The sequence below is a fragment of the uncultured Desulfovibrio sp. genome, assembly GCF_944324525.1.
Taxonomy (GTDB): Bacteria; Desulfobacterota; Desulfovibrionia; order Desulfovibrionales; family Desulfovibrionaceae; genus Desulfovibrio.
In genome coordinates, this window is the sequence record NZ_CALUWS010000006.1 from 1 (window position 1) to 25,133 (window position 25,133).

Sequence of the window (25,133 nt, forward strand, 5' to 3'; positions counted from 1 at the left end):
GAGCGCGACCCGACGGGCGGCCGCAGGCCGTGCCTGTTGGGCGACGCAGGAGCCTTACAGGCATCGACAGCAGAGCGAGGGGTTCCTCTGCCCCCCAAACAAGCAAAGAATAGTGTTAACAGGTCCTAGGCCTGTTAACACTAATTTTACAAATAATTTCAATATACAATCCTTATCGCCCGTACTCGCTCCGCTTACCATAGAGGCGGGGGTGCCTCGTGTCCCTGACTCTTCCTCCGGTAAAAGCGCGCTGGGGAAGGGGAACCCCTCCAGCGCCGGCGGCGATCCAACGGGCGGCCCGGAGGGCCGTGTCCGTTAGGCGACGAAGGAGCCTTACGGACATCGACAGCAGAGCGAGGGGTTCCCCTTCCCCCCAAACAAGTAACGAATAGTGTTAACAGGCCCTAGAACATCTGGCGCATGAGGGCCTCGCCGCCGTCGGAGGTGTCGGCCATGCCGTCGGCGGTCGTGCCCTCGCCGCCGTCGAGCGCCGAAAGTCCCGGTATGGGCTCTCCCTGGAAGGCCAGGCCGCCGGACATGGTGATGCCCGGGGGCATGGTGAACTCCTGCGGCTGATCCTTGTAGAGATCTTCCACCGCTGTCCGGTAGTAGCGGAAGATGGGGGCTGCCGTCCGTCCGCCCTGTTCGAGGCGGCCCAGCGAGCGCACCTGATCGAAGCCCACATAGACGCCGGTGGCCAGATAGGGCGAAAAGCCCACGAACCAGGTGTCCCGTTCCTCGTTGGTGGTGCCGGTCTTGCCCGCGATATTGGTATGCCCTTCGACGCGGGCGCGGCTGCCGGTACCGGCGTTGACCACCTCCTTGAGCAGGGTGGCCATCTGGAAGGCGTTCTGCGGACTGACGGCCTGCCAGTGCTCGGGGTCCTGCCGGTAGAGTTCGCGGCCCTTGTTGTCCTTGATGGAGGTGATGATGCGTGGCCGCACGCCCAGACCGTTGTTGGCAAAGGCGGCATAGGCCTGCGTCAGGTTGAGCGGGGTCACGTCCACAGCGCCCAGGCAGATGGCGAGCTCCGCCGGGAAATTGGGTTCAAGGCCAAGGGCCTTGGCCCGCATGATGACGTTCTCGATGCCGATGGTATGGGCCACGCGGACCGTGGTCGTGTTGCGCGAGAGCGCCAGCGCCCGGTGCAGGGGCATGACGCCCTTGAAATTGTGCTCGTAGTTGGAAGGCCGCCAGACTTCATTGGTGTACGGATTGACGTAGACGAAGGGGCCGTCCAGCACTTCGGAGGTCGGCGTGAAGCCGAAATCCAGCGCGGCGGAGTAGACGATGGGCTTGAAGCTGGAGCCGGGCTGCCGCCGGGCCTGCGTCGCCCGGTTGAAATGGCTGTTGCCGAACTGGTAGCCGCCGATGAGCGCCACCACGTCGCCGCTCTGCGGTTCGATGGAGGCCAGCGCGCCCTGTACTTCCGGCACCTGCTGCAGCAGCAGCGGGATGGCCGTGCCGGGGCGCACGCGGCCGGAATCGTAGGGAACGGTCTCCGTCCGTTTTTTCCTGGTCTTGGGATCGGTCGTCGTCACCTTTTCTTCGGCGGCGGAGACCAGGATGACGTCGCCGGGCTTCAGCACCGGCCGGGCGTCCTTGATGGCCGGAGCATACATGCCCGCCACTTTGGGGTTGGGCGTGCGGGCCCAGCTCATATTGGCGATGGGGATGACGCCCACATAGCCCTTGCCGAAGGCCACTTCCGCCCGCTGCTGCTCCACCTTGGTGACCAGCGCCCTGGCCCAGGAGCCGCCCAGCAGGTTTTCCGGGGTGAAGTCGCTCTTCTCCAGAAATTCCTTCTGGTCGTTGCTGGAAAGATGGGTGAGGGGGCCGCGCCAGCCCTGCCGTTTGTCCAGTTCTTCCAGACCGCGGCGCAGGGCCGCGCCCGCGGCTTCCTGCTGCACGGGATCCATGGCGGTCTGGACGGTCAGGCCCGCTTCATAGACGTAGTCCTCGCCGTAACGGGGCGTATCGATGCCGAGCGCGCGCAGGTTCTGCTCGGTAAAGAATTCGATGAGCAGACGGCGTGCCTCTTCCAGATACCAGTCGGCAGCCCCGCCGCGCCCGTCCGGCATGCTCCAGTAGACAAGGGGCTCGTTGCAGGCGTTCTGGTATTCTTCCTCGCTGATCCACTGCAGCGTCCGCATGCGTTCCAGCACATAGCGCTGCCGTGCCTGGGCGGACTCGGGCCGCCGGAAGGGATTGTACTTGCTCGGGGCCTGCGGCAGTCCGGCGATGACCGCGCATTCGGCCAGCGTCAGGTCCGCGGCGTGCTTGCCGAAGTAGGTGCGCGCCGCCGCTTCCACGCCGTAGGAATGCTGGCCCAGATAGATGTAGTTGAGATAGGTCAGCAGGATCTCATCCTTGCTGAGGCTGTTTTCCAGCCGGTAGGCAAGGATGGCCTCCTTGATCTTGCGGGTATAGCTGCGCTCCGAGGTCAGCAGGAGCTGTTTGATGATCTGCTGGGTGATGGTGCTGCCGCCCTGTCCCGTGCCGCCGTGCTGCAGATTGTGCAGGGCCGCGCGGATGATGGCCACGATGTCGATGCCGGGATGCGTATAGAAATTGTCGTCCTCGGCGGCCAGAAAGGCCATGGGCAGATAGCGGGACATGTCCGTCAGCTTGATGTCGTAGCGCTTTTCGTGCGCCAGCGTGCCGAGGATGGAGCCGTCCCGAGCCAGGATGGTGGTGGCCTGCGGCGCATCATAGCTGATGAGCCTGTCCAGATCGGGGAGATCCCGCGAGGCCCAGTAAAAAAGGGTCGCCACGACGCCCGCGGCGCCAAGGCCGCCCAGAAAGATCAGCAGCAGAAAAACAAGCGCGGTGCGCTTCAGGATGCGAGAGAATTTCATGGCAGGGCGATACCGTTTTTTTGCGCCAAGGTAAAGAGGGGGGAGGTGGTGTGTCGCCATCGCGGTGCGGCGGTCAAGCGGCAAAACGCGGCGTGAGGCGCGGGGGACGATGCGGTCAGGCGGGCAGACAGCACCGCCGGGCAGCGGAGTGGGGTGCTGGGAGAGCGTGGGGCGCGTCGGGGTGAAAAAAAAGGCGGAACCGAAGTTCCGCCTTTGAAAGCCGGTAGCGACTACACGCAGCCGGTGGGCTTGGGCAGGCCAGCCATTTTGCAGGCGCCCTTGCCGGGGCCGGAGGGGAAGAGTTCGTACACTTCCTTCAGCTTGTAGCCGGTGTTCTTGGAGAGGATACGCACCATGGGGGCGATGCCGTTTTTGCGGTAGTAATCCTGGAGGAAGTCAAGGATCTTCTGGTGGTCAGGATTCAGTTCCGTGATACCTTCGGATTCCTTCACATATTCCATCCACTCGGGGCACCACTCGTCGAAGTGGAGCAGGAAGCCGTCTTCGTCAACTTCAAAGGTTTTACCCTTATACGTGATTTCAGCCATCGTGTCCTCCTTGGACATGTATTACTCTCGCTCAGGGGCGATATGCCCCAAAGCCCGCCAGCCGATAATCGGCCGATTTCCCAGTGCTTGGTGGAGCATCTTCTGCTCCGCCACGAATTGCTTTGCCATAAAAACGCGACATTGGCAAGTGCGTGGCCTCCCTGCCGCAGTCGTTCTCCCTGAGCGGACTATACCGGTTCGCAGTGGGAGAAATCAAGGATCTTGGCCACGCCGCGCAGGGCATCGATGGTGGCGGCTTCCTGCGCGGGGCCGCTCATGGGCATGGTGCGGATGAAGACCTGCCGCTTGCCCGCGCCTTCAGGATTGCGGCTCAGCACGGAGCTGATGCGGGCTCCCTGCTCGCGCAGCGTGTCGAAGACCGGACGCATGGCCCCGGGCCTGTCGTCCACTTCCAGCGCCACATAAAGGCCGCCGAGGCGGGCGCCGGTGATGTCGATGAGCACCTTGAAGATGTCTTGGTCGGTGATGATGCCGCACAGCTTGCCGTCATCCCCCACCACCGGCAGGCCGCCGATCTTGCGGTCCACCATGAGGACGGCGGCATTTTCCACCGTGGCGTCGGGTTTGACAGTGACGGGGGATGGCGTCATGATGTCGCGCGCCTTGATCTCGGCCAGCAGGTACTGCATCTCATGCACTTCCAGAGCCGTCGCCTTGGACGGCGAAGCGCTCTTGACGTCCCGGTCGGAGATGATGCCGATGACATGGTTCTCGTCATCCACCACGGGCACGCGGCGAATATTTTTTTCTTTCATCAGGTTACGGCACTTGAGCAGCGAAGTGTCGGCCTTGACGGTGATGACGTCGTTGGTCATCCAGTGCTTGACGGCCATGCAGCCTCCTTGGCGGTGATGGTTGACGGTACGGTGCGGCGGCATGCCGCCGTGTTGGCATGACAGCGTATGACGCCTTGCCCGCTCCCGGCAATGTGCTGCCGCGGCTGAGGCAGGCGGTTCGTACGAAGCTTTCTTTCAAACAAGTATACACCAAGGGCTGAGGCTGTACAAGTCCGCCCGTTTTTCCGCTCCGGCGGAGCAGTCAGGAGGTCGGCACATGGAAATGTACTGGGATTGCGCAAACGGCATCAGCGGCGACATGACGCTGGCGGCGCTGGCCCATCTGGGCGTGGACTTCGCTCCGCTTGCGGCCTGTCTGGAGCGGGCCGGCGTGGCCTGCGTCATCGAATGCCGGGAGGAGAACCGCGCGGGCGGGCCGGGCTTTTGCGTGGACGTGCGCTGGCGGGAGGAGGAGCAGCCCCTGCGCCATCCGGCGGACATCGCCGCCATCTTCCGCCGGGCGGACGTGGCGGAGCGCGTGCGTGCGCGAGCTCTGGCCGTGCTGGACGGCCTGACGCGGGCCGAGGCGCACGCGCACCGCATCCCGGCGGAGCAGGTGCATTTCCATGAGGTCGGGGCCGTGGACACGCTGGTGGACATCCTCGGCGTCTGCTGGGGGCTGGAAGAGCTGGGCGTGGATCGGGTGACGGCCTCGCCCCTGCCGTGGTTCGGCGGCAGCATCGAGTGCGCGCACGGGCGCATCCCCCTGCCCGCTCCGGCCACGGCCTGGCTCATGCAGGGCAAGCCGGTGCGTCCGAGCGACGCGCAGACCGAGCTGGTGACGCCTACCGGCGCGGCGCTGGTGCATGCGCTGGCGGACGGTTTTGCTGACGGGCCGCTGGGGCGGCTGGGACGGCTGGGCACCGGCTACGGTTCGCGTCCGGCCCCGGCCGGGCTGCGCATCTGGGAAGTGACGGGCAACGGCCCGACGGACGCGCAGCGCTGCGGCGGCCGGGAAGAGGTCTGCCAGCTGGAATGCCATCTGGATCATCTGAGCGGCGAAGAGCTCGGGGCGGCCATCGAGGCGCTGGCTGCGGCCCCGGCGGTGCTGGATGTGCTCTGGCTTGCCGGGACCGGCAAGAAGAACCGTCCCTCCGGCGCGCTTCGGGTCTTGTGCGCGCCTGCCGCGCAGGAGGAAGCTTTGCGGCTGGTCTTCCGGCATACGCACAGCCTGGGGGTGCGCATCCAGCGGCTGGAGAGGGCCGTCCTGCCGCGCACGGCGGATACGGCGCTCTGCGACGGGGAGCGTATGCCGGCCAAATGCTATGAGCTGGAGGGGCGTCCCTACGTTCGGCCGGAAGCCGATGCCCTGGTCCGTCATGCCGCCGGGCAGGGTCTCGGCATGCCGGCCCTGCGTTTCAGCGGCGACGCCCGGCAGGACAGGCCGGAAGAAGGGAAGTACGAAATGCGCTGAGGGCGCATGTCCCCAAACAGCGAATAGCACGTTTTGCCTTTGAAAAAGGGAAAACGCGAGGCGGCGGCACAGCGCCGCCCAGCCGAAACCAAGCGGAAAATGTTTTAGGGCCTGTCAATACAAATTTTACTAATTATTTCAATGTATACAGAAAACGAACTGTACATGCCCCGCCTGCCCTAAGGGGCGATGCGTCCTGCCTCCCTGCTTTTTCCCCTGATAAAAGCGCGCTGGGGAAGGGATGGGGGGCTTTGGGGGGAAGAATAACAAGAACGCATTTCTCGCTTCGCTGCGAAAATGCTGGGCCCTCCCGCGCTGGCAGCGATCGAAAGGGGCCCGCAGGGCCGTGCCCGTTAGGTGACACAGGAGCCTTACGGGCATCGACAGGAGAGCGAGGGGTTCCCCTTCCCCCCAGACAAACAGCGAGCAGTGTTGACAGGCCCTGGTGCTGTGACAGGACGAAAAAAAGGAACCCCGCCGGGAGCGGGGTTCCTTTTTTGTATCGTGGCCGACAGGGCTTATTCGCCCTGGCACTTGCGCTTGAGGGCTTCGCCCACGGTCTTGCCCAGATCGTGGCAGGCCTTGAGAGCCTCATGGCCGGGGGCCCAGTTGCACTTGACCGGCGCGGCGGGCATCTCCATGCCCATGCTTTCGAGCTGTTCGTGGATGTACTTGGCGGATTCGCCCGACCAGCCGTAGGAGCCGAAAGCGCCACCCACCCGGTTCTTGGGCCGCAGGCCCTTCATGTAGGTGAGCTGGGCGGCCACCAGGGGCAGCACGGTATTGTTGTGCGTGGGCGAACCGGCGAGCACCGCGCCGCAGTCGGCCAGTTCGGTCTGGATCTGGCTGTGGTGGTTGTTCTTCACGGACATGAGGCGCGCGGGCACGCCCACCTCTTCCAGGCCGCTGCACACGGCATAGGCCATCTTTTCGGTGGACTTCCACATGGTGTCGTAGAAGATGACGGCGCGCTGCTGGGGCTTCTGTTCGGCAAGCTTGCGGTACATGTCGATGATGAAGCGCACGGACTTCTCGCCGCGGTGGATGAGGCCGTGGTCGGGCGCGATCATGTCGATGTCCAGGCCCTCCACGATGGGCAGGGTGGCCAGCACCTGCGGGGAGTAGGGCAGGACGATGTTGTAGTAGTATTCCTTGATGGCGCGCACGAAATCGCCTTCGTCGTGCTCATCGGCATAACGCCAGCTGGTGGCGATGTTCTGGCCGAAGGCGTCGTTGCTGATCAGCAGCTTGTCCTGCGGGATGTAGGAGACCATGCTGTCCGGCCAGTGCAGCATGCGGGTCTCCTGGAAGATGATGGTGCGCTTGCCGATCTCCAGTTTGTCGCCGCTCTTGACGGCGACCACGGGCCAGTCCTTGGTGTTGAAATAGCCCTGCATGGACTTCAGGCCGAGGGTGGAGCAGAAGATCTTTTCGGGCTTGCAGCGTTCCACGAGCTGGGCCAGGGAGCCGGCATGGTCCAGTTCCATGTGGTTGCAGACGATGTAGTCCACCTTTTCCGGTTCCATGATCTTGCCCAGACGGCAGAGCAGGGTGCCGGCGCAGCCCGGGGACACCGTATCCATGAGGACGTTCTTTTCGTCCTTGATCAGATAGGCATTGTAGGTGGTGCCTTCGGGCGAGCGGGAGTAGCCGTGGAAGTCGCGGTGGTCATAATCGACGCAGCCGACCCAGTAGATGTCTTTTTTCAGTTCAAAGGGCTGCATGGGAACTCCGTCAACAGCGTTGGGGGTTGTCGCAATACAACAGGAAACGCCTGCCCCATTCAAAAACAGGGCAGGCGTATGGCATCAGGCAGGCTCAGCCTATTCGGCGGGAGCGAACTGATCCTTGCTCACGCCGCACACAGGACAGGTCCAGTCGTCGGGGAGCTGGTCGAAGGGCACGTTGTCGTGTTCCGCCGGATCGTATTCGTAGCCGCAAACGCCGCAAACATATTTCTGCATGGGAATCTCTCCTTGTAAGTATCGTCCAGGGGATTAGTTTTCCGCTTTCCAGTGGCCGTGCAGGTTGCAGTATTCGCGGGCCGTCACCTTGGCGGCGTCGGTCTTGAACACGGCCTCCGGCTTGTCGCCGGGCTTCAGGAAGCAGGTCAGCACCTGATTGTCGGCGATCAGCTCGATCCATTCCACGTAGTGGGCTTCTTCCATGGGATGGGCCACGCTGCCCACGCTCACCTTGTAGCCGCCGTCGATCTTTTCGATGACGGGCACATGCTTTTCCTGAGCGCCGTCGGTAGCGCCTTCGGTCATGAGCTTCATGGGCTGGCCACAGCAGTTGAGGGGGGCGGCCCCGCCGTGGAAAACTTCAACGATATTGCCGCAATGCTGACACTTGTAAATTTCGAGATGCTTGGGCATGGTGTCCTCTCGATGTATTGGTTCGCTGGATTGGCGGCATACGCTCCTCAGCGGAGGGCCTGCCGCGCTGACGAAGCAAGTGTGTCCTATTCCGTGCCGCCTGTAAAGACTTTTTGCCCGTTAACAGGAAATTTTTTTATTAGCGGCGTCAGCGACGGCCGGCGGGCGTCCCCGATTCAGGCGCGGCCGCACGCCGCCGTGCGCCCAGCACATTGGGCAGGGCGACCCGGATGCTGCCCGCCGACAAAAATTCCGCGGCGCTGCGCCCGGCATAGTCGCGTTCGATGCCGCCCGCGCGCAGGACAAGCCCGGCCTGCCCGCCGCCTTCCACATACATGGTCGCGCCCAGGCGCAGCGGCAGGCGCAGCAGGGCCTCGGCAAAGCTGTAGGCGTCGAGCGGTTCGCGGCAGTGCAGGAAAAGGATGCGTCCCTCGGCGTCCACGCCCACGGCGGCGATGGCGGTGCGCGGGCCGCCGGGTTTCCAGAGGATGCGACCGTCCCGGCTGATGAGCCGGTAGTTCTGCACGACGAGGCGGTAGCGGGCAAGGCGCTCCTGCCAGTCCGGCTCGTCCTTGTCGATGATGGTGGCGGCGGGCAGGGCCGCATCGTCGGGCCCGGCGACGAAGAAGGCCCCGAAACGTCGTACCAGTCTGCGATTGTTGGCGTAGTCCCCTTCGCGCAGATAGCCGGTGCTGGTCACGCCGTCCGGCAGGTACATGCTGGCGTTGATGGCCGCCGAGAGGCCTTCGCGCTGGGCCCACTGGCGCAGGGTGAGGGGCGGATGCTTGCCGCGTCCCACGGCGCAGAGCACGAAGTCGAAATTTTCAGGGGGCAGGCGCACCACGGCCAGGCTGGGGCCCGGGCCGTCCCGCAGCGGCAGGGGCAGCTCGGCAAAGGCCAGCCCGTCTTGCTCCACCCAGGGGATGGCGGGAGCGTCACTGCTTGTTGCCGCCGATCCCGCCGGTTCCGCCGGTTCCGTCGGACTGGGGAGGGGCGGCGCTGCCGCCTCCCGCGCCGGGGCAGGCTTCCCCAGAGGCTCCGCCCGCACCGGCAGCGTCGCGCCGCAGCCAAGGCAGAGCAGCCAGGCGAAGAGGAACAGCCGGGCGCAGTGCCGCAGCGGACCGGAGCGGCGGCGGCCGGGATGGGGACGGCAGAGCGGCCGTCCGTGCGGCAGGGCGGATAGGCAGCGTTCCATGCCCTCAGCCTACGTTTCGGGCGGGGGGAAAGCAAGTCTCTTCTGTCGGAAGGGGGCTCGCCGGGGCCATGAACGCCGACTTGAATCCGAAAGCGGAGGGAGCTATAGTATCCCCCTCATTTTTCCACAGCCCCCCCGAAAAACGAAGAGAGGTGTAAGATGCTGCTGATAGACGGGAAAAAGGTGGCGCTCGAGATGCGCACGGCACTGCACAAGCTCATTGCCAAGGCCACGGCCAAGGGACGCCGCGCGCCGGGACTGGCGGTCATCCTTGTGGGGGATGACCCTGCCTCGCAGGTCTATGTGCGGAACAAGGAACGCGCCTGCAAGGAGGCGGGCATCATTTCCCTGCCCTATCACCTGCCCGCCCGCACCCGTCAGGAAGAATTGCTTGCCCTCATCGCGGACCTGAACTGCCGCAGCGACGTGGACGGCATCCTGCTCCAGCTGCCGCTGCCGCACGGGCTCAACGCCACCCAGTGCCTGCTGGCCATGAATCCGGCCAAGGACGTGGACGGCTTCCATCCCGAGAACGTGGGACGTCTGTCGTTGGGGCTGCCGGGGCTCATGTCCTGCACGCCCGCGGGGGTCATCGAACTTTTGCGCTACTACAAGCTGCCGACCCAGGGCAAGAAGGCCGTGGTGCTCGGCCGCTCGGACATCGTGGGCAAGCCGCTGGCCATGCTGCTGGGCCGTCCCGGCGAATACGGGGACGCCACGGTCACGGTCTGCCATTCCCGCACGCCGGATCTGGCCGAGCATTGCCGGGCCGCGGATTTCATTTTTCTGGCCGTGGGCAAGCCCAAGATGCTCACCGCCGACATGGTCAGCGAAAAGGCCGTCATCATCGACGTGGGCATCAACCGCACGCCCGAGGGCCTGTGCGGGGATGCCGACTTTGACGCCCTCAAGGACAAGGTGGCGGCCATAACGCCGGTGCCCGGCGGCGTCGGCCCCATGACCATCGCCATGCTGCTCAAGAACACCGTGCAGTCCTGGCAGGAACACTGCTGAGATCGCCGTCTATCCGTCATATTCAGCCATAAGGACTCATCATGCGCCTGTTGAGCGTCTGGAAACATTGCTTCGGCTCCGGTTTCCTGGAGTATGAAGGCCGGGCCGACCGGGAAGAATTCTGGCTGTTCTCCCTGCTGGCCCTGCCGCTGGCCGTTTTGCTCGTCTGGCTCATGCTGGCGCTGGATCAGATGTTCCCCGGCCTCTGGGCACAGCCCCTGCCCGCCGGGGAGGAGATCCCGCGTCTGCTGCTGCGCCTGCTGCTGCTGATCATCTGGCTCGGCCTGCTGACGCCGGCCGTCTGCGTGACCATCCGGCGTCTGCACGACATGGACGCCAGCGGGCGCTGGGTCATCGCCGCGCTGGTGCCGGGCATCGCCGCGCTGTGCTGCTGGCTGCTGACGTCCTGGCAGGTCGTTGCCGGGGAGCTGCCGCTCATGGTGCTGAAGATCTGCGCCGGCGGACTGGCCGTACTGGAAGCGCTGGCCGTGGTGTCGTTGGGCCTGGTCTTTCTGGGCGACGGGACGCACGGGAACAACCGCTTCGGTGAAGATCCGCTGGGCCGCATGCCGCAGCATCTGCCGCCGACGGACGTCAACGGCGTCCCCCTGGATCTGGAGGATGACGAGGCCGACGAGGTCATCGACCTTGACGGCGTGGCGTCGCCCGAATGGCATGACGTGCCGCGTGTGGAGCTGGACAAGGAAACGGAGGAAGAGCTGCGTGCCGGCACGCTGGCCCGGGAGGCCGCGCCCGCCGTGCAGGACGTGGTGAAGGTCAACGTGCCGGAAAGCCCCGCGCCCGCCGCGGAAGGCCCGACCCCCACGGAAGCCTTTGCCCAGATGGTCGCCCAGGCGCTGCAGAAGACGGCCGTAGGGGCCGCCGTGGCCGCCGGAGCGCAGACCGCGGCCGCTCCGGCTGCTCCCGCCGCCCCGGCCGCGCCGATCCCTCCCGCCAATCGTGGCCGTGGCGACTGGCCGCCTGCGGACATGACGCCGGAGGAAATGTCGCTGGCTTCACATTCCTTGCAGGACCTGGCCGCTCAGGTGGACCCGGCCGAGGACGAGGAGCTGGTGGACTCCCTGCTGGAAGAGATGGAACAGGCCGAGGACGCTCGCCGTGAAGCGGACTGCATCCGGCCCGGGCAGACCGTGACGCAGGCCATGCAGCGTCTGGAAGCCAATGAAGCGGGCCCGGCCAAACCCAAGCGCTGAGTCCTCGCCGTTGCGGCGCTGGGGGATCTTTTGCCTTTGCCTGCTGTGGTGGGGAGGGGGAGCGGTCGCTCCCTGTCCCGCCGCGGACGGGCAGTTTGCCCCTGTGCCGCCGGAGGCCGCCCTCACGTTTCCCCGCCTGCTCCCGGTCATGCCGGGCAAGGAGCAGGAATGCGGGGATATGCTGCGTGCGGCGGGCATCCAGACCACGGGACTGGAATTCCTTTTCTGCCGCCGGGAAGGGCCGGACGGACAGCAGCGCCTCACCGCCCGCTATCGGGTGCGCGGCAGCGACGCGGCCGCTGTGGAGCAGGTGCTGCGCGAACGATGTCACATGGGGGCGCTCGTGCGTTCGCTTGGCATCTGGGGCGTGCCGGACGGCGGGGAAGGGCGGCTGTCTCTTGCGGCGCTGCGTGCCTCCCTGCCGAAAAAATGGGCGTTGCCCGCGGATGCTCAGGCATGCGTCAGCATGGGGGAGGTGCCGCAGTCCGGCACGTTCGCTCCCGACAGGACGGCTTGGGCGGGCATCGCCTGGTTTGCCGTGCGGGTGGACGTCCCTCTGGACGTCGGACGGCCGGACTGAGCGGCCTGGCCCCGTCTTTCTTTCTCTCTCCCTCCCCCTCCCTCTCTTCTGTATGTTGGGGGAAAGGGGGGCCCCTCGCTCTGCTGTCGATGCCTGTAAGGCCTTACGGCCTAACAGGCACGGCCCTTCGGGCCGCCATTCGGTCGCGCTCTGCTGTCGATGCCCGTAACTCCTGCGTCGCCTAGGGCCAGCTAACGCAAATTTTACATATTATTTTCAATAGATAAGGCAACTCATTTATATAAACTCCGCTTGCCCTCAGGGGGGAGGCTGCCTCGTCCTCGGTATCCTCCCCTGATAAAAGCGCGCTGGGGAAGGGATGGGGGGCTTGGGGGAAGGGAAACCGCTCCCGCGCAGGCGGAGGGGTTTCCCTTCCCCCCAAAACAGGCGACGAATAGTGTTAACAGGCCCTAACGGGCACGGCCCTCGGGCCGCCATTCGGTCGCGCTCTGCTGTCGATGCCCGTAAGGGACTCGCTATCCTTCCCCCCAAGCCCTCCACCTCGCGGGCGGGCTGCCTGTTGACGCCCGACGTGGGAAAGCGTACACAAAAGACTAACAAGCGTTAGGAAACTTCCCAGCGAGGCAAAGCATGCAGACGGCCGGCACCGGCCTATCCGGGGTCATCCAATTCGGAACATTCTATCTTGATGGCCAGCTTTTCGGCGTGGACATCCTCAAGATGCGGGAGATCCTCCTGCCGCAGGACATGACGCGCGTCCCGCGTGCCGGACAAGAGATGGAAGGCGTCATCAATCTACGCGGGCTGGTCATCCCCGTGGTCAGTCTGCGGGCCCGTCTGGGCATCCCCCGCCGGCCGTACGACAAGCAGACGCGCATCATCAATATGGAAATCAACGGCATGGTGGTGGGCTTCCTTGTGGATTCCATCGGCCATGTGCACAGCTATGCCGCCAGCGAGATCAAGGAACCGCCTTCGCTTTACGGCGGCGGAGAGATCGAGGCCATTTCCGGGATGGTCATCACCGGGGCGGGGATGCTGGTCGTGCTGGATACGGCGCACCTTGTCTGTACGGACAGCCTGCGGCAGGCGCTGGACTGCTGAGATGTCCGCCCGGGACATTCGGCTGGCGGCCGTCCGGCTCTTCGGGGAGCACGGCTATGCGGCCACGCCGCTCTCGGCCATCGCGGCCGCCGTGGGCATCAAGGCCCCCTCGCTTTACGCGCATTTCCGCAGCAAGGAAGATCTGTTCCGTACCGTTTTCGATGAGGCGGTGGATGTGGAGCTCCAGGAACTCATGGCCGCCGTGACGCCGGAGGCGTCCGTCGCGGACGGTCTGCAGCGCTACCTCGAAGAGACGGCGGGCCGCTTCGAGCGCACCGTGCATCTGCCTTTCCTCCTGCGGAGCATCTATCTGCCGCCGGCGTCGCTGGCGGCGCATATCCGCGAGCGGGACAAGGTCTTTTCCGCCGAGCTGGTCCGGCGGGTGGAGCAGGCGTTGCTCAGGCAGACGGCGAGCGCGCCGCTGGGCATGCCGCCGGCTGAGGCCGCGCTCGCCTTCACCGGCATGTTGCGGGGGATCCACGCTGAATTGCTGTACGCCGGGCCGGGGCCGGCACAGCGACTGACCCAGGCGCTCTGGCGGGCGTACGCCCGCGCCCTGCGGCCGGACAGAGCGTGATGGCCGACTGGCCGGCTCAGGCGGGCGGATCTTCCAGCAGGCTGCATTCCGCCCGGCCGTCGGTGCGGCCGGCCAGCAGGGCCGAGAATTCGTCCCAGCGCGCGCGGGGCAGGCTGATGGTCAGGCTGGCGGCGGCATCATAGCTTTCTTCCAGCAGTCGGGCCTCCACATCGGGCAGCAGACGGTGCAGCCTGTCCAGGTGGGCGAACTCCACGCGGACACAGGCGCGGCAGCGGGGGACGCGCTCCTCCTGCGGCAGATCGGCCAGTACGGCGCGCACGCTGTCCTGATAGGCGCGCACGAGGCCGCCCGTGCCCAGCTTGACGCCGCCGAACCAGCGCGTCACCACGACGCAGAGCTCGCCCACGCCGCAGTGCAGCAGGATCTGCAGCATGGGCCGGCCGGCAGTACCGTGGGGCTCGCCGTCGTCGGAAAAGCCGATCTCCGCCGTCTGTTCCGGCGGGCCGGCCACATAGGCCCAGCAGTTGTGGGTGGCGTCGGCATGCTCGGTGCGGATGCGCTCCACGAAGGCCCGCGCTTCGGCATGGCCGGTGGTGCGGGCGCAGTGCGCCAGAAAGCGGCTGCGGCGGATGACGAGCTCGGCCTGATGCGGCTGATCGGGAAAAACGGCGGGGACAGGGTAGCGGCTCATGCAAAAAGGCCCTTGCGCCGGCAGGGCCGGTCGCGCGTGACAGGTTGGCCCGGCTTGTATAGCCCGTCGCCGCCGTTCTGACAAGTTGCGTCCCGGCGCGCGGACGCGTAAGAAAAAAATGGGTTTTCGGAAAAAAAGACTTTACAAGGCTGGTGGATTCCATTAAACAGGAATTGTTCCTGATAACGACAACACTTTTTGAAGGAGACATACCATGAGCAAGACCCAGGAAAATCTGATGGCCGCTTTTGCCGGCGAATCCCAGGCCAACCGCAAATATCTCGCCTTTGCCGCCGTGGCGGACAAGGAAGGCATGCCCCAGGTGGCCAAGCTCTTCCGCGCCGCTGCCGCCGCCGAGACCATCCATGCCCATGCCCATCTGAAGAACGCCGGCCACATCGGCACCACCGAGGAGAACCTCAAGGCCGCCATCGAAGGCGAGACCTATGAGTTCACCAAGATGTACCCCGAAATGATCAAGGACGCCGAGGCCGAAGGCAACACCGCCGTGGCCAAGTACTTCGACTTCGCCAACAAGGTGGAAGAAGTGCACGCCAATCTGTACAAGAAGGCCCTCGCCGATCCCAAGGGTCTGGCCTCCACCGACTACTATGTGTGCCGCGTCTGTGGCTACACCCACGAAGGTCCCTGCGATTCCTGTCCCGTGTGCGGCGGCGGTGCCGCGGCTTTCTTCAAGGTGGACGACACCTGCTGCCTGAACAAGTAATGCCGTCGAGCCGTCAAGGCTCCTGACGGACGATATGTGCGGCGCATGCGGCTTCCCGGCCGTGTGCGCCGTCTTTTTCCGTACGGAGCGGCAGCCCGGGGCCGCATTGCAATTTGAGGGGAAAGCGGGCAAGATGCGTATTCCACCCGTGCCGCATCCAGACGGCCGGGCGATCAGGAGGCCTTATCCATGCGTACCATATCTGTTTTGTGCGGCGCTCTGCTGAGTCTGGCGCTGCTGGGCGGCGGGGCCCCGGCCTTTGCCGCCGCCGCGTCTTCGCCCGAGAGCAAATACGAGGATCTGCGGCGCTTCAGCCAGGTTCTCGATCTGGTGGAGCGCAACTACGTCAAGGACGTGACGCGCGCGGACCTCATCAACGGCGCGCTCAAGGGCATGCTGTCGGCGCTCGATCCGCATTCCACCTTCATGACGCCGGAAGAATACAAGGAGATGCACGAGAACACCGCCGGAGAGTTTTTTGGCGTCGGTATCGAAATGACGCTGGAAAACGGTCAGGTGACCGTGCTCACGCCCATTGACGATACCCCGGCCTTCCGTGCGGGGGTGCAGCCCGGCGACCTCATCCTTTCCATCAATGGCCAGCCCACGCAGGAGCTTTCCCTGTCCGAGGTGGCTTCCCGCATCCGCGGCCCCAAGGGGACGGAAGTGGAGCTCACTCTGCTGCGCACCAACTCCAAGACGCCGCATACCGTGCGCATCGTGCGGGACGCCATCCCGCTGGTGAGCGTCAAGTCCCGCAAGCTGGAGGACGGCTATTACTGGGTGCGGCTCTCGCGCTTCGCCGAGCCGACGGCCGACGAGCTGCGCAAGGCGCTGACGCAGGCCGTCAAGGACAGCAAGCGGGAAGGCCTGCGCGGCATCGTCCTTGATTTGCGCAACAACCCCGGCGGCCTGCTGGATCAGGCCGTGGAAGTGGCGGACATGTTCCTGTCTTCCGGGGACATCGTTTCCATCAAGGGGCGCGACAGCGCCATGCAGCGCGTGTATTCGGCCCGGAAGCAGCCCGAGGACATGGCCGACGTGCCGCTGGTGGTGCTCATCAATGCCGGCTCGGCTTCGGCTTCGGAGATCGTGGCCGGGGCGTTGCGCGACCACAAGCGGGCCCTCATCGTGGGCGAACGCTCCTTCGGCAAGGGCTCGGTGCAGAATCTTATCCCGCTGATGGACAAGTCCGGCCTCAAGCTGACCGTGGCGCTGTACTACACGCCCAATGGCAGCTCCATCCAGGCGGAGGGCATCGTGCCGGATGTGGACGTGCCCTTTGAAGCGCCGCGCGAACAGGACAAGGAGGCCGAGCGCTTCCTCGTGCGGGAAAAAGACCTCAACCGGCATCTGGAGAACGGCAAGCAGACCGCCAAGGGCAAGGACAAGACGGCCAATGAAGGGCGCGAACAGCTTGAGCGGGACAACCAGCTGCGCATGGCCCTCAATCTGGTGAAGAGCCTGCCCCGGATGCGCACCATCAAGTAGCGGCCGCCGGTCATGCTGGAAATGGGCAGTTCCGCCGGAACACGCCGGACAGCGGAAGGGCGCGCGCAAGCATGGCGTCTGCTGCTCTTCGGCGTGCTCTGGTTCGGCCTGTCGCTGGCTGTCGGGATCTGGGCGCTGGGGCTGGAAGGCCCCCGCGCTCCCCGGCTGCTGCCGGGACAGGATGGCCTGCACCTGCAGGCCCTGCGGCAGCGCGCCTTTCTGGCCGTTCTCGAGCGGGCGGCGGAAGGCGTGCCCCATACCCGTTTGCGTCAGGTATCCCGCCCCGGCGACGCGGTGCCGGAGTACGTCATGGAAGGGGTGAGCGCCCCTTTGCGTCTGGCTCTGGGCATGCAGGAACGGGTGGAGGTCTGGCGTCGCTCCCTGCATCCGGGGGCGGAGTCCCCCCTGCTGCAGCCTGGCGGGGAGCCGCGCCTCGTCTGGCGGGACGACGGCAGCCTGGAAGCCTGCATCAACGAGCAGGCCGTCCTGCGCATCCGCTTCCCGGGGCATGAGGCCCGGCTCGGCGCGCTGGCCAGGCCGCTGGGGCCTGCCTCGCTGGTCATCGTCATCGACGACATGGGGCAGCGTCTGGATACGGCGGAGCAGCTTGCCGCCCTGCCGTTCCCGGTGAACTTCGCCATCTGGCCCCATGCGCGGCGGGCGGACGACGTGGAACGGCTGGCCCGGGAGCGCGGCCTTGACGTCATCGTGCATCTGCCCATGCAGCCCTTGCGTCGCGAGGGCGGCAAACAACCCGACGCCGGGCCGCATGCCCTGACGGAAAGCATGAGCGCAGCCGAGATGCGCGCCGTGCTGGATGCCGCCTTCACGCGTCTGCCCACGGCCATCGGCTTCAATAACCACATGGGCTCGCGCTTCACCGGCAGCCGCAACGGCTGCCGCCTGCTGTGCAGCCTGCTGCGCGGACAGGGGCTGTTTGTGCTGGACAGCATGACGCAAAACCATTCCGTGCTCTGCAAGGAAGCCCTGCAGCAGGGCCTCGTGGGGGCCGAGCGCAGCGTCTTTCTGGACAATGAACGCAAGGTCCCGGCCATCCTGGCCGCTCTGGACATCGCGGCCGCCAAAGCGCAACGCCACGGCGTGGCCATCGCCATCGGCCATCCCTACCCGGAGACCGTGCAGGCGCTGCGGGAGTGGCCCGTGGCCGCCGGACGCGAGGGCGTTGCCGTGGTGTCGCTGCGGCGGCTGGTCTGGCACCTGGCCGTGGCCCCCGGCAGACGCTGATCTTTCTTCCGGACGTGTGCCCGCTCACGGCGTGCGCCTGTCCGGCGTGTCATACTGACACACGTACACGCAACATTACGGAGGTCTTATGAAGTGGCTTGTTCATGCCTGCCTGGCGCTGGCCCTGCTGGCGGCGGGCGCGACCGCGGCCCGTGCGGACGCCTATCAGCTTTCCACGCATATCCTGGACATCAGCCGGGGAAAACCGGTCCCCGGTGTGGAGATCATCCTTTTCAAGATCGATACGGCCAAGGACATCTGGGTCAAGGTGGCCGAAGGCCGGACGGACGAAAACGGCCGGGTGGCCAATTTCCTGCCCGGCGTGGGCAATGACGGCACCTACAAGCTGCGTTACGAGGTGGCCCCTTATTTCAAGGCCCATAACGAGCCGTCGCTCTATCCCTTTGTGGAGGTCATCTTCGGCATCGAGGGGTCGGGACACTACCATATCCCCATCACCATGTCGGCCAACGGCTACTCCACCTATCGCGGCAACTAGGACCTGTTAACACGAATGCAACATGTTAGTGCAATGGATAAGGTAAATTATCCATGCACGCTCCCTTCCCCCCAACAGACAGCGAATAGAGCTTTTTCCGTTTGGAACGCGTTGCGTTTCCAAATGGAAATCGCTCCAGGGCGGGGCAACAGCACTGCCCGCACAAAAGCGCAAGGGCCCGTGGCGGATGATCCCGCCCGTGCCCTTTTTTGCTGCCGCGCAGCCGCCGTCACGATGGCCGGCGCGCCTGCGGCGGGGCTGGCTCTGGACTTTCCCTTCCCGAGAGCGTAGCAGGGGAGACGACCCCTTTCGCGGCGCGGACAGCGGCGACGGCCGATCGTTTGCCGTCCCGCACGCACGGGACAACAGGAGGAACGCATATGCACACATGCACTATTGCCTGCATCGGTTGCGGCAACATGGGCGGGGCCATGCTGGGCGGCTGGCTCGCCGTTGCCGCCGAGCGGGGATATGCCCTGACCGGCATGACGCGCACGCCGTCACGCGCGGCAGCCCTGGTGGCGCGCGGGCTCAGTCTCTGCGAAACGCCGGAGGAGGCCGCGCGGCAGGCGGATATCGTCGTGCTGGCCGTCAAGCCCTATCAGGTGGAGGACGTGCTGGCCCGCATGGCTCCGGCGCTGGGCCCCGAAAAGATCCTGATCTCCGTGGCGGCCGGCGTGAGCGTGGAGCGCCTGCGCGCGGCTTCCGACGGCCGTTGTCCGGTGGTGCGCTGCATGCCCAATACGCCCGCGCTGGTGGGCAAGGGCGTGTTTGCGCTCTGTTTTGACGATCCAGCCCTGACGCCGGATGCCCGGGAGCGCGTGCTGCGCCTTTTTGCGGATCTGGGCGTCTGCGTGGAGCTGCCCGAAGCGCGGATGACCGCTTTTTCCGCTCTGGTGGGCGCGGGCCCCGCCTATGTCTTCCAGATGATGCAGGGACTCGTGCAGGCTGGCGTGACGCAGGGATTTTCCTGGGCGCAGTCGCGCGAGCTGGTGGCGGCCCTCTTTGAAGGCTGCGCCTGCATGGCCCGGCAAGAGACGACGCCTCTCATGGAGATGCGGGACAACGTCTGCTCTCCGGCGGGGCTGACCATCGCGGGCGTCAACGTGCTCGACCGGGCGGGCCTCTCCGGCCTGCTGGTGGATGCCGTGCTGGCCGCCGAGCAGCGCGGCCGCGAGATGGAAGGCGGCAAGGCATGAACCGACCGGCGGGCGGCATGCGGAACCTCGGCCTGCTTGTCCGGCGGGAGGCTCCGCCGCTGCCCGTCTTCCAGACGACCCGCCTCCATGCCCGCTCAGTGAGCGTACGGGCGATGGCGGCGGAAGCAACGCACAACTGACGCGCTGCCTTTGACAGCGAAAAGGAGCGACCGACAATGACCCTGAGCAATATGGGCCTGCTGGCGCTGGCCGGGGCAATGGGCACGCTGGCCCGCTATGGCGCATCGGAGCTGGCCAACCGGCTGGCCGGGGGCCAGTATCCGCTGGGGACCTTCACGGTCAACGTGGTGGGATCCTTCCTCTTCGGCTTCATCTGGCATCTGGCGGCCGTGCGTCTGCTCATCCCCGACCATGTGCGCATCATCCTGCTGGTGGGCTTCATGGGCTCGTTCACCACCTTTTCGTCCCTCATGTTCGATTCCTTCGCGCTGGGGCAGACGCGCCTTGTGCTGCTGTTCTTCAACATCGGGGCGCAGGTGGTGCTGGGCATGGGGGCGCTGCTGCTGGGCATGACGCTGGCCCGGCAGCTTTGATGCACCGTTAATCCCCGCCGCCGCCTCCGTCGCAGCCTCCACAATCCCCCCCACCGTCGCCGTCGCCTCCATCGCCGTCCCCGCCAAAGAATCCCCCGCAATGAGGGCAGCGACCGCTTGTCGGGGCATGGGAATCGGGGGTGTCATCGAAAAAAGCGTCGTCCTTGCTCAGAGTGCCACCAGTACCGTCCACGGGGGCCCTCGAACCGAGGGCACGCTGTCTGGGGCGTCAGCCGCAGCGTTTTTTTATCATGTCGTCAAAGACAAGATATCGGAAGATGAAGTAAATCAGGAAGAGCAGAAAAACCACGAGTAAAAATTTACCAAGCAAGCTGAGCAGTTCCCATATCATGCAGGTCCTCCAGGTACAGGATTCCTTGTGTGTTTTTTGGGGGGGAGAAGTCTCCTCCTGCTGTGCTGGCGATGCCTGCCGGCGCGGCCCTGCGGGGCCCTCCCCGGAGCGTTGCCCTGCAGAAAGGCATTTTTTCCTCCGCACGCTCCTCCGCCTTTCCCCCACCCTCCGCCGGGGTGAGGAGGATGGGGCGCGAAGCATCCGTTCAAAGGAAAGAATATCTTCCTTTCCAGAGGGTCAGACTTCCCTCCTCGAGATGGGGTGTCTGATCATGCGTCCCGGCCCTGATGCCGTTCAATTCCCGCCGCCTCCGTCGCACGACGAACCGGCTGAGGATCCGCCCCCGGCATGATCGCCGCTACGGTTGCTGCCGGCGGGACGGGATGACGCGGCGGACGGCGTCCTTGCTCCGGGCGTGCTGTCGAAAAAGAAGCCGCCCTTGCGCGGGGGGAGTTCATTGTCGTTCAGCGGATCCCTCAGACCGAGGGCGCGCAGGTTGGGGCGTCAGCCGCAGCCGTTGCCCGCCGCGCCGTTGCCGATGAGGCGCGACAGGCCAAAGCCCAGCAGGCCGCAGATCAACAGGATAAGCAGGATATCCATACAGACCTCCCTTAAAGGGCGTTAGAGCGTTTCACCTTTGAAAAAGGTGAAACGCGAGGCGGCGGCACAGCGCCGCCCGGCCCAAACCAAGCGGAAAAACCGCGTTTTTTCCGCGAAACGCCAGACCGTATGGTTTGAAACGCAACGCGTTTCAAACTGGAAATGCTCTAGGACTGCCTTCATATATGCCGTCAAGCATGCCCTGCCCGGACGTTCTGGTCAAGGCAGGCCTCCCGGTAGGCGGCAAGAGCTTCGGGGAAAGGCGACAGCACCCGCTCCAGCACGCCCTGCGCCAGCGATATGGCCATACCGTAATTGGTCATGGGCAGATCGGCGCGCTGGGCCGTGATGAGACGGCGGGTCATCTGACGCCGGCTGAGGGTGCAGCCGCCGCAGTGCACCACGGCGCGGGGCCGGGGGGCGGCGGCATAGTCCTGCCAGTGACGCCCGGCCAGCAGGCGGCAGTCCAGTTCTCCGCCCGCCAGACGGGCCAGCAGGCGCGGGATCTTGACCCGGCCGATGTCGTCGGCCTGCGGATGATGCGAGCAGGCTTCCTGGATAAGGACCGTGTCGCCCGGCCGCAGGCTGTGGAGTGCCGCCGCGCCGCGCGCCAGCAGGGGCAGATCGCCCTTGAGGCGGGCCATGAGCACGGAAAAGGTGGTGAGCGGCACCTCCGCCGGCGCTGTGGCGGCGACGGCGGCGATGACCTGCGAGTCGCAGACGATGAGCTGCGGCGGCTCGCGCAGGCTGTCCAGCGCCGCGCCGAGGGCCTTGTCCGTGACCACGAGGCAGAGCGCGTCCCCATCCAGCGCATCGCGGATGGCCTGCACCTGCGGCATGATGAGACGTCCCTTGGGCGCGCTGCCGTCCTGCGGGCAGACGAGGAGCAGCCGTCCCCGCGGAGGCAGGAGATCGCGCAGCAGGGGAGGCTCTTCCTCCTGCGGCCGCAGGCGCACCAGCAGCTCCCGCACGCCGTCGAGCGCGCCGGCGGGCGTGGCCGCTCCGTCCAGACGGCAGATGGTCAACGGGACGGACGCGGGCAGGGCGAAGGCCTCCGGCCCCAGCTGCCGGGCAGCCTGTTCCGCCGCGTCGGCCCGGCAGTTGCAGACGATGCCGAACGGCACGTCCGCTTCCTTCAGCAGGGCGGCCAGTTCGCGTTCCGGCGCTCCCCAGCGCTGATCTTCCAGCACGATGAGGGCCATGTCCACTTCCTCGAGCGTGCGCAGGCTGCGGGCCACGCGTTGCGCGCCCAGTTCCCCCGCGTCATCCAGGCCGGGCGTGTCCAGCAGCACCACAGGGCCCAGCGGGGCCAACTCCATCACTTTTTCCACCGGGTCGGTGGTCGTGCCGGGCACCGGCGAGACGAGGGCCGCATCCTGTCCGCACAAGGCGTTGCACAGACTGGACTTCCCGGCATTGCGGCGGCCGAAGAGACCGATATGCAGCCGCTGGGGACGACGGGCATCAGACATGGGCGGGATCTCCTGCCGGAGGGGCGGCGGGCAGACGGTGCCGCAGCCCGGCGGCGGTTATGGCGTGGCGGGCGGCGGCAAGGCTCACCTGCGCCTTGTTGTCGTAAATGCGGTAGGCCGAACGGCAGGCGGGCGGCGTGAAGGAGGGCATGAGCACGTTGGCCCCGGCCAGCAGGCCCTGACGCTGTCCGTCCGCGGGGGAGAGGCTCGCCAGCGCCGTGGTGGCGGGCAGGTGCGCCGTGGGCAGGACAAGACGCAGGACGGCCAGCACCCGCAGGGTCAGCGGCACGTCGCCACGGGGCGCATGGGCCAGCGGCGTTTCGGTCTGCGGGATAAAGGGGCCCACGCCGCACATGGCCACGCCCAGCCGCCGCACCAGCAGGATGTCGTCCGCCAGCGACGTGGGACGCTGCCCCGGCACGCCCACCAGAAAGCCGGACCCCACCTCGTAACCCAGCTCCGCCAGCCATTCCAGCGCCCGCAGGCGTTCCGCCAGCCGGTGACCGGGATGCAGGCGGGCATACAGGGCCGCATCCGCCGTCTCATGCCGCAACAAGAAGCGGTCCGCGCCGGCTTCCCGCCAGCAGGCATAATGCTCGCGCGGCACTTCTCCCACGCTGAGGGTCACGGCAAGCCCCAGCTCGGCCTTGACCCACCTGACGATGCCGGCCAGCCAGTGCGGCGGGCGCTCCCATTCGCCGGATTGCAGGACGAGGGTATCCACCCCGGCGGCGGCCGCCTGCCGGGCGGCGGCCAGGATCTGTCCCTCCGTCAGGCAGTAGCGCCGCAGCTCGCGGTTGGCGCGCTGCAGGCCGCAGTAGCGGCAGTTGCGGCGGCAGAGGTTGGAGAATTCCAGCAGGCCGCGCACGAAGACGTGCCGCCCCACGGCGGCGCGGCGCTGTTGCTGCGCCGCCGCCCGCAGTTCGGGCCACGGCATGCGGAAAAGCAGTTCGAGGATCTGGCGGCGGTTCATAGTGCGGGAAAGCGGTCGGACAACGGACTGGACAGGCGGGGAATGACGGAAGGCAGGAGGCCGCCCGTATGAGCATTTTTCGTGTGAAACACTTCGCGTTTCACACCGTACGGCCTGGCGTTTCGCGGAAAAAACGCGGTTTTTCCGCTCACGTTCGGCCAAAGACAAAATACTCATACAAGCGACCCCCTGCCGGGAGATCAGCCGCGCGGCGCGCTGTCCGGCGAGGACTGGGCAAAGCGATCCACCAGCCGGGCGGCCTTGTCCGCCTCGGCCAGCACGCCCGCGCCGCCCACGCAGCCGCCCACGCAGGTCATAACCTCGATGAGGTTGCCGGGGCAGCTGCCGTCGATGTAAGACTGCATCTTGCGCAGAGCCTGCAGGGAAAGGCCGTTGATGAAGATGGGGCGTACGTCCTCCCGTTCGCTCACCACCTTCTTGACCGCCGCGGCCACGCCGCCGGAGATGGCGTAGCCGCGTCCGGCCCCGCTGGCATTGCCCAGCCCGGCCTCGGCGCAGTCTTCCACCACGATGCCCTTGGCGTCCAGCAGCGCGCCGACCTCCTCGAAGGTCAGCACGAAGTCCACCAGCGGATCGTTGAGTCCTTCAGTGCGCTTGGCGACGCACGGGCCGAGGAAGACGTTGATGGTCTCGGGGTGGGCCTGACGCGAGAGCTCGGCCGTGTAATGCATGGGCGTGCGCGTCTCGGAGACGAAGGGGAGCAGGTTGGGCGCATGACGGCGCACCGCCTCCACATAGGCCGGACAGCAGGAGGTGGTCATGAATTTGTCGCCGCGCGCCATGCGTTCCACGAATTCCTCGGCTTCCTTCTGACTGGTGACGTCCGCGCCGGAGGCCACTTCCATGACCTCGTCAAAGCCCAGTTCCTTGAGCGCGGTGATGATGCGCGGCAGGCCGCCCTTGAACTGGCCGACCATGGCCGGGGCCACCAGCGCCGTCACATGGGCCTCGCTGCGCAGGGCCTGCAGCACTTCCAGCACCTCGCTGCGCTCCATGACCGCGCCGAAGGGACAGGCCCGCATGCAGCGGCCGCAGCTCGTGCACTTGTCGAAATCGATCTCCGCGCGGCCTTCGGGGCCCTTGTGGATGGCCTGCACCGGGCAGGCGGCCTCACAGGGGACATTCAGGCGCACGATGGCCTGATAGGGGCAGTGCTCATGGCATTGTCCGCAGTTGCGGCACTTGTTTGCGTCGATATAGGAACGCCCCTGCGCAAAGGATATGGCCCCGAAACGGCAGCTCCCGGCGCAGGAACGCGCCACGCAGCCCTGACAGGCGTCGCTGACGAAATAGCGGGCCTTCATGCAGCCGTGACAGGCGATGTCGCAGACGGTCAGGATGGGCCAGTTGGGCGTCTGGTCGGCCAGGGCCTGTTCGGCCAGGTCGCGCAGGGGCACGCTGTCGTCCGTCTGATCTTCCAGCCGGAAGCCCAGTGCCGCTATGATGCGTTCGCGCAGGATGGCCCTGTCCTTGTAGATGCAGCAGCGCGTCTGCTCATTGCCGTTGCGCGGCCGCATGACGAAGGGGATGTTGTCGATGCTCTCGACCAGACGATCTTCCCAGAATGCCCGGGCAATGTGACCGATGACGCCGAGGCGCAGGGCACAGACCATATTCTTGTTTTGCAGGGTCATGTCATCTCCTGAAA

The 25,133-nt window shown here is 65.8% G+C and carries 24 protein-coding genes; 13 read left to right on the forward strand and 11 right to left on the reverse strand.

The window, feature by feature from the left end:
• Positions 1–404: 404 nt before the first annotated feature.
• The 3 genes from Q0K12_RS02760 to Q0K12_RS02770 form a co-directional block, all read right to left on the reverse strand.
• Positions 405–2,858 (reverse strand): PBP1A family penicillin-binding protein, encoded by a 2,454-nt coding sequence (locus Q0K12_RS02760; RefSeq protein ID WP_297260184.1) that lies wholly within the window; start codon positions 2,856–2,858, stop codon positions 405–407.
• A 230-nt stretch (positions 2,859–3,088) separates the two neighbouring features.
• Entirely contained in the window at positions 3,089–3,406 is a 318-nt protein-coding gene (locus tag Q0K12_RS02765; protein ID WP_296304256.1) for a TusE/DsrC/DsvC family sulfur relay protein, read from the reverse strand.
• Positions 3,407–3,594: 188 nt separating this feature from the next.
• Complete coding sequence (locus tag Q0K12_RS02770) at positions 3,595–4,260, reverse strand: CBS and ACT domain-containing protein (protein WP_297260186.1); 666 nt, start codon at positions 4,258–4,260, stop codon at positions 3,595–3,597.
• 220 nt (positions 4,261–4,480) lie between these two features.
• On the opposite strand from Q0K12_RS02770, the gene Q0K12_RS02775 reads away from it, so the two are divergent.
• A complete protein-coding gene (locus Q0K12_RS02775; RefSeq protein ID WP_297260188.1) occupies positions 4,481–5,677 on the forward strand; it encodes a LarC family nickel insertion protein in 1,197 nt (398 codons plus the stop codon).
• A gap of 518 nt (positions 5,678–6,195) precedes the next feature.
• On the opposite strand, the gene Q0K12_RS02780 is transcribed toward Q0K12_RS02775, so the two are convergent.
• From Q0K12_RS02780 to Q0K12_RS02795, 4 genes are all read right to left on the reverse strand, one after another.
• A complete protein-coding gene (locus Q0K12_RS02780) occupies positions 6,196–7,401 on the reverse strand; it encodes an FprA family A-type flavoprotein (RefSeq protein WP_297260189.1) in 1,206 nt (401 codons plus the stop codon).
• A gap of 99 nt (positions 7,402–7,500) precedes the next feature.
• Positions 7,501–7,641, reverse strand: a complete 141-nt coding sequence (locus tag Q0K12_RS02785) for a rubredoxin (protein WP_297228853.1) — start codon at positions 7,639–7,641, stop codon at positions 7,501–7,503.
• Positions 7,642–7,674: 33 nt separating this feature from the next.
• Complete coding sequence (locus Q0K12_RS02790; RefSeq protein WP_297228855.1) at positions 7,675–8,055, reverse strand: desulfoferrodoxin; 381 nt, start codon at positions 8,053–8,055, stop codon at positions 7,675–7,677.
• Positions 8,056–8,203: 148 nt separating this feature from the next.
• Positions 8,204–9,250, reverse strand: coding sequence for a phosphodiester glycosidase family protein (locus Q0K12_RS02795; protein WP_297260191.1), 1,047 nt, complete (start codon positions 9,248–9,250; stop codon positions 8,204–8,206).
• Between the two features lie 159 nt (positions 9,251–9,409).
• Here Q0K12_RS02795 and folD point away from each other — a divergent pair, with 159 nt between their 5' ends.
• The 5 genes from folD (at position 9,410) to Q0K12_RS02820 (ending at position 13,700) form a co-directional block, all read left to right on the forward strand.
• Positions 9,410–10,264 (forward strand): bifunctional methylenetetrahydrofolate dehydrogenase/methenyltetrahydrofolate cyclohydrolase FolD, encoded by an 855-nt coding sequence (gene folD, locus Q0K12_RS02800; protein WP_297260193.1) that lies wholly within the window; start codon positions 9,410–9,412, stop codon positions 10,262–10,264.
• A 41-nt stretch (positions 10,265–10,305) separates the two neighbouring features.
• On the forward strand, positions 10,306–11,478 hold the full coding sequence (locus Q0K12_RS02805; RefSeq protein ID WP_297260195.1) for a DUF805 domain-containing protein: 1,173 nt from the start codon (positions 10,306–10,308) through the stop codon (positions 11,476–11,478).
• A 103-nt stretch (positions 11,479–11,581) separates the two neighbouring features.
• Positions 11,582–12,058: a DUF4952 domain-containing protein gene (locus Q0K12_RS02810; protein ID WP_297260197.1), complete on the forward strand. Its 477-nt coding sequence runs from the start codon at positions 11,582–11,584 to the stop codon at positions 12,056–12,058.
• 591 nt (positions 12,059–12,649) lie between these two features.
• On the forward strand, positions 12,650–13,123 hold the full coding sequence (locus tag Q0K12_RS02815) for a chemotaxis protein CheW (protein ID WP_297260199.1): 474 nt from the start codon (positions 12,650–12,652) through the stop codon (positions 13,121–13,123).
• Position 13,124: 1 nt separating this feature from the next.
• Positions 13,125–13,700, forward strand: a complete 576-nt coding sequence (locus tag Q0K12_RS02820; protein WP_297260201.1) for a TetR/AcrR family transcriptional regulator — start codon at positions 13,125–13,127, stop codon at positions 13,698–13,700.
• A gap of 16 nt (positions 13,701–13,716) precedes the next feature.
• Here Q0K12_RS02820 and Q0K12_RS02825 read toward each other — a convergent pair whose 3' ends face one another.
• Positions 13,717–14,352, reverse strand: a complete 636-nt coding sequence (locus tag Q0K12_RS02825) for a YigZ family protein (protein WP_297260203.1) — start codon at positions 14,350–14,352, stop codon at positions 13,717–13,719.
• A gap of 214 nt (positions 14,353–14,566) precedes the next feature.
• Between Q0K12_RS02825 and Q0K12_RS02830 the strand changes: the two genes are divergently transcribed.
• The 7 genes from Q0K12_RS02830 (at position 14,567) to Q0K12_RS02860 (ending at position 20,067) form a co-directional block, all read left to right on the forward strand.
• Entirely contained in the window at positions 14,567–15,079 is a 513-nt protein-coding gene (locus tag Q0K12_RS02830; protein WP_297260205.1) for a rubrerythrin family protein, read from the forward strand.
• Between the two features lie 189 nt (positions 15,080–15,268).
• Entirely contained in the window at positions 15,269–16,570 is a 1,302-nt protein-coding gene (locus Q0K12_RS02835; RefSeq protein ID WP_297260207.1) for a S41 family peptidase, read from the forward strand.
• Between the two features lie 12 nt (positions 16,571–16,582).
• Entirely contained in the window at positions 16,583–17,815 is a 1,233-nt protein-coding gene (locus tag Q0K12_RS02840) for a divergent polysaccharide deacetylase family protein (RefSeq protein WP_297260209.1), read from the forward strand.
• Positions 17,816–17,903: 88 nt separating this feature from the next.
• Positions 17,904–18,314 (forward strand): hydroxyisourate hydrolase, encoded by a 411-nt coding sequence (uraH, locus tag Q0K12_RS02845; protein ID WP_297260211.1) that lies wholly within the window; start codon positions 17,904–17,906, stop codon positions 18,312–18,314.
• Positions 18,315–18,694: 380 nt separating this feature from the next.
• Positions 18,695–19,513, forward strand: coding sequence for a pyrroline-5-carboxylate reductase (gene proC / locus Q0K12_RS02850; RefSeq protein ID WP_297260213.1), 819 nt, complete (start codon positions 18,695–18,697; stop codon positions 19,511–19,513).
• Positions 19,510–19,653 carry a hypothetical protein gene (locus tag Q0K12_RS02855; protein ID WP_296304279.1) on the forward strand — a complete coding sequence of 48 codons (144 nt, stop codon included), beginning with the start codon at positions 19,510–19,512 and terminating at the stop codon, positions 19,651–19,653. Before proC ends, Q0K12_RS02855 begins: the two co-directional genes overlap by 4 nt.
• A gap of 36 nt (positions 19,654–19,689) precedes the next feature.
• On the forward strand, positions 19,690–20,067 hold the full coding sequence (locus Q0K12_RS02860) for a CrcB family protein (protein WP_297260214.1): 378 nt from the start codon (positions 19,690–19,692) through the stop codon (positions 20,065–20,067).
• A gap of 1,143 nt (positions 20,068–21,210) precedes the next feature.
• Here the strand turns inward: Q0K12_RS02860 and hydF are convergent.
• From hydF to Q0K12_RS02875, 3 genes are all read right to left on the reverse strand, one after another.
• Positions 21,211–22,491: a [FeFe] hydrogenase H-cluster maturation GTPase HydF gene (hydF, locus tag Q0K12_RS02865; RefSeq protein WP_297260216.1), complete on the reverse strand. Its 1,281-nt coding sequence runs from the start codon at positions 22,489–22,491 to the stop codon at positions 21,211–21,213.
• A complete protein-coding gene (hydE, locus tag Q0K12_RS02870) occupies positions 22,484–23,464 on the reverse strand; it encodes a [FeFe] hydrogenase H-cluster radical SAM maturase HydE (RefSeq protein WP_297260218.1) in 981 nt (326 codons plus the stop codon). The genes hydF and hydE overlap by 8 nt, the downstream gene beginning before the upstream one ends.
• Positions 23,465–23,664: 200 nt before the next feature.
• Positions 23,665–25,119, reverse strand: a complete 1,455-nt coding sequence (locus tag Q0K12_RS02875; RefSeq protein ID WP_297260220.1) for a monomeric [FeFe] hydrogenase — start codon at positions 25,117–25,119, stop codon at positions 23,665–23,667.
• Between the last annotated feature and the right edge of the window lie 14 nt (positions 25,120–25,133).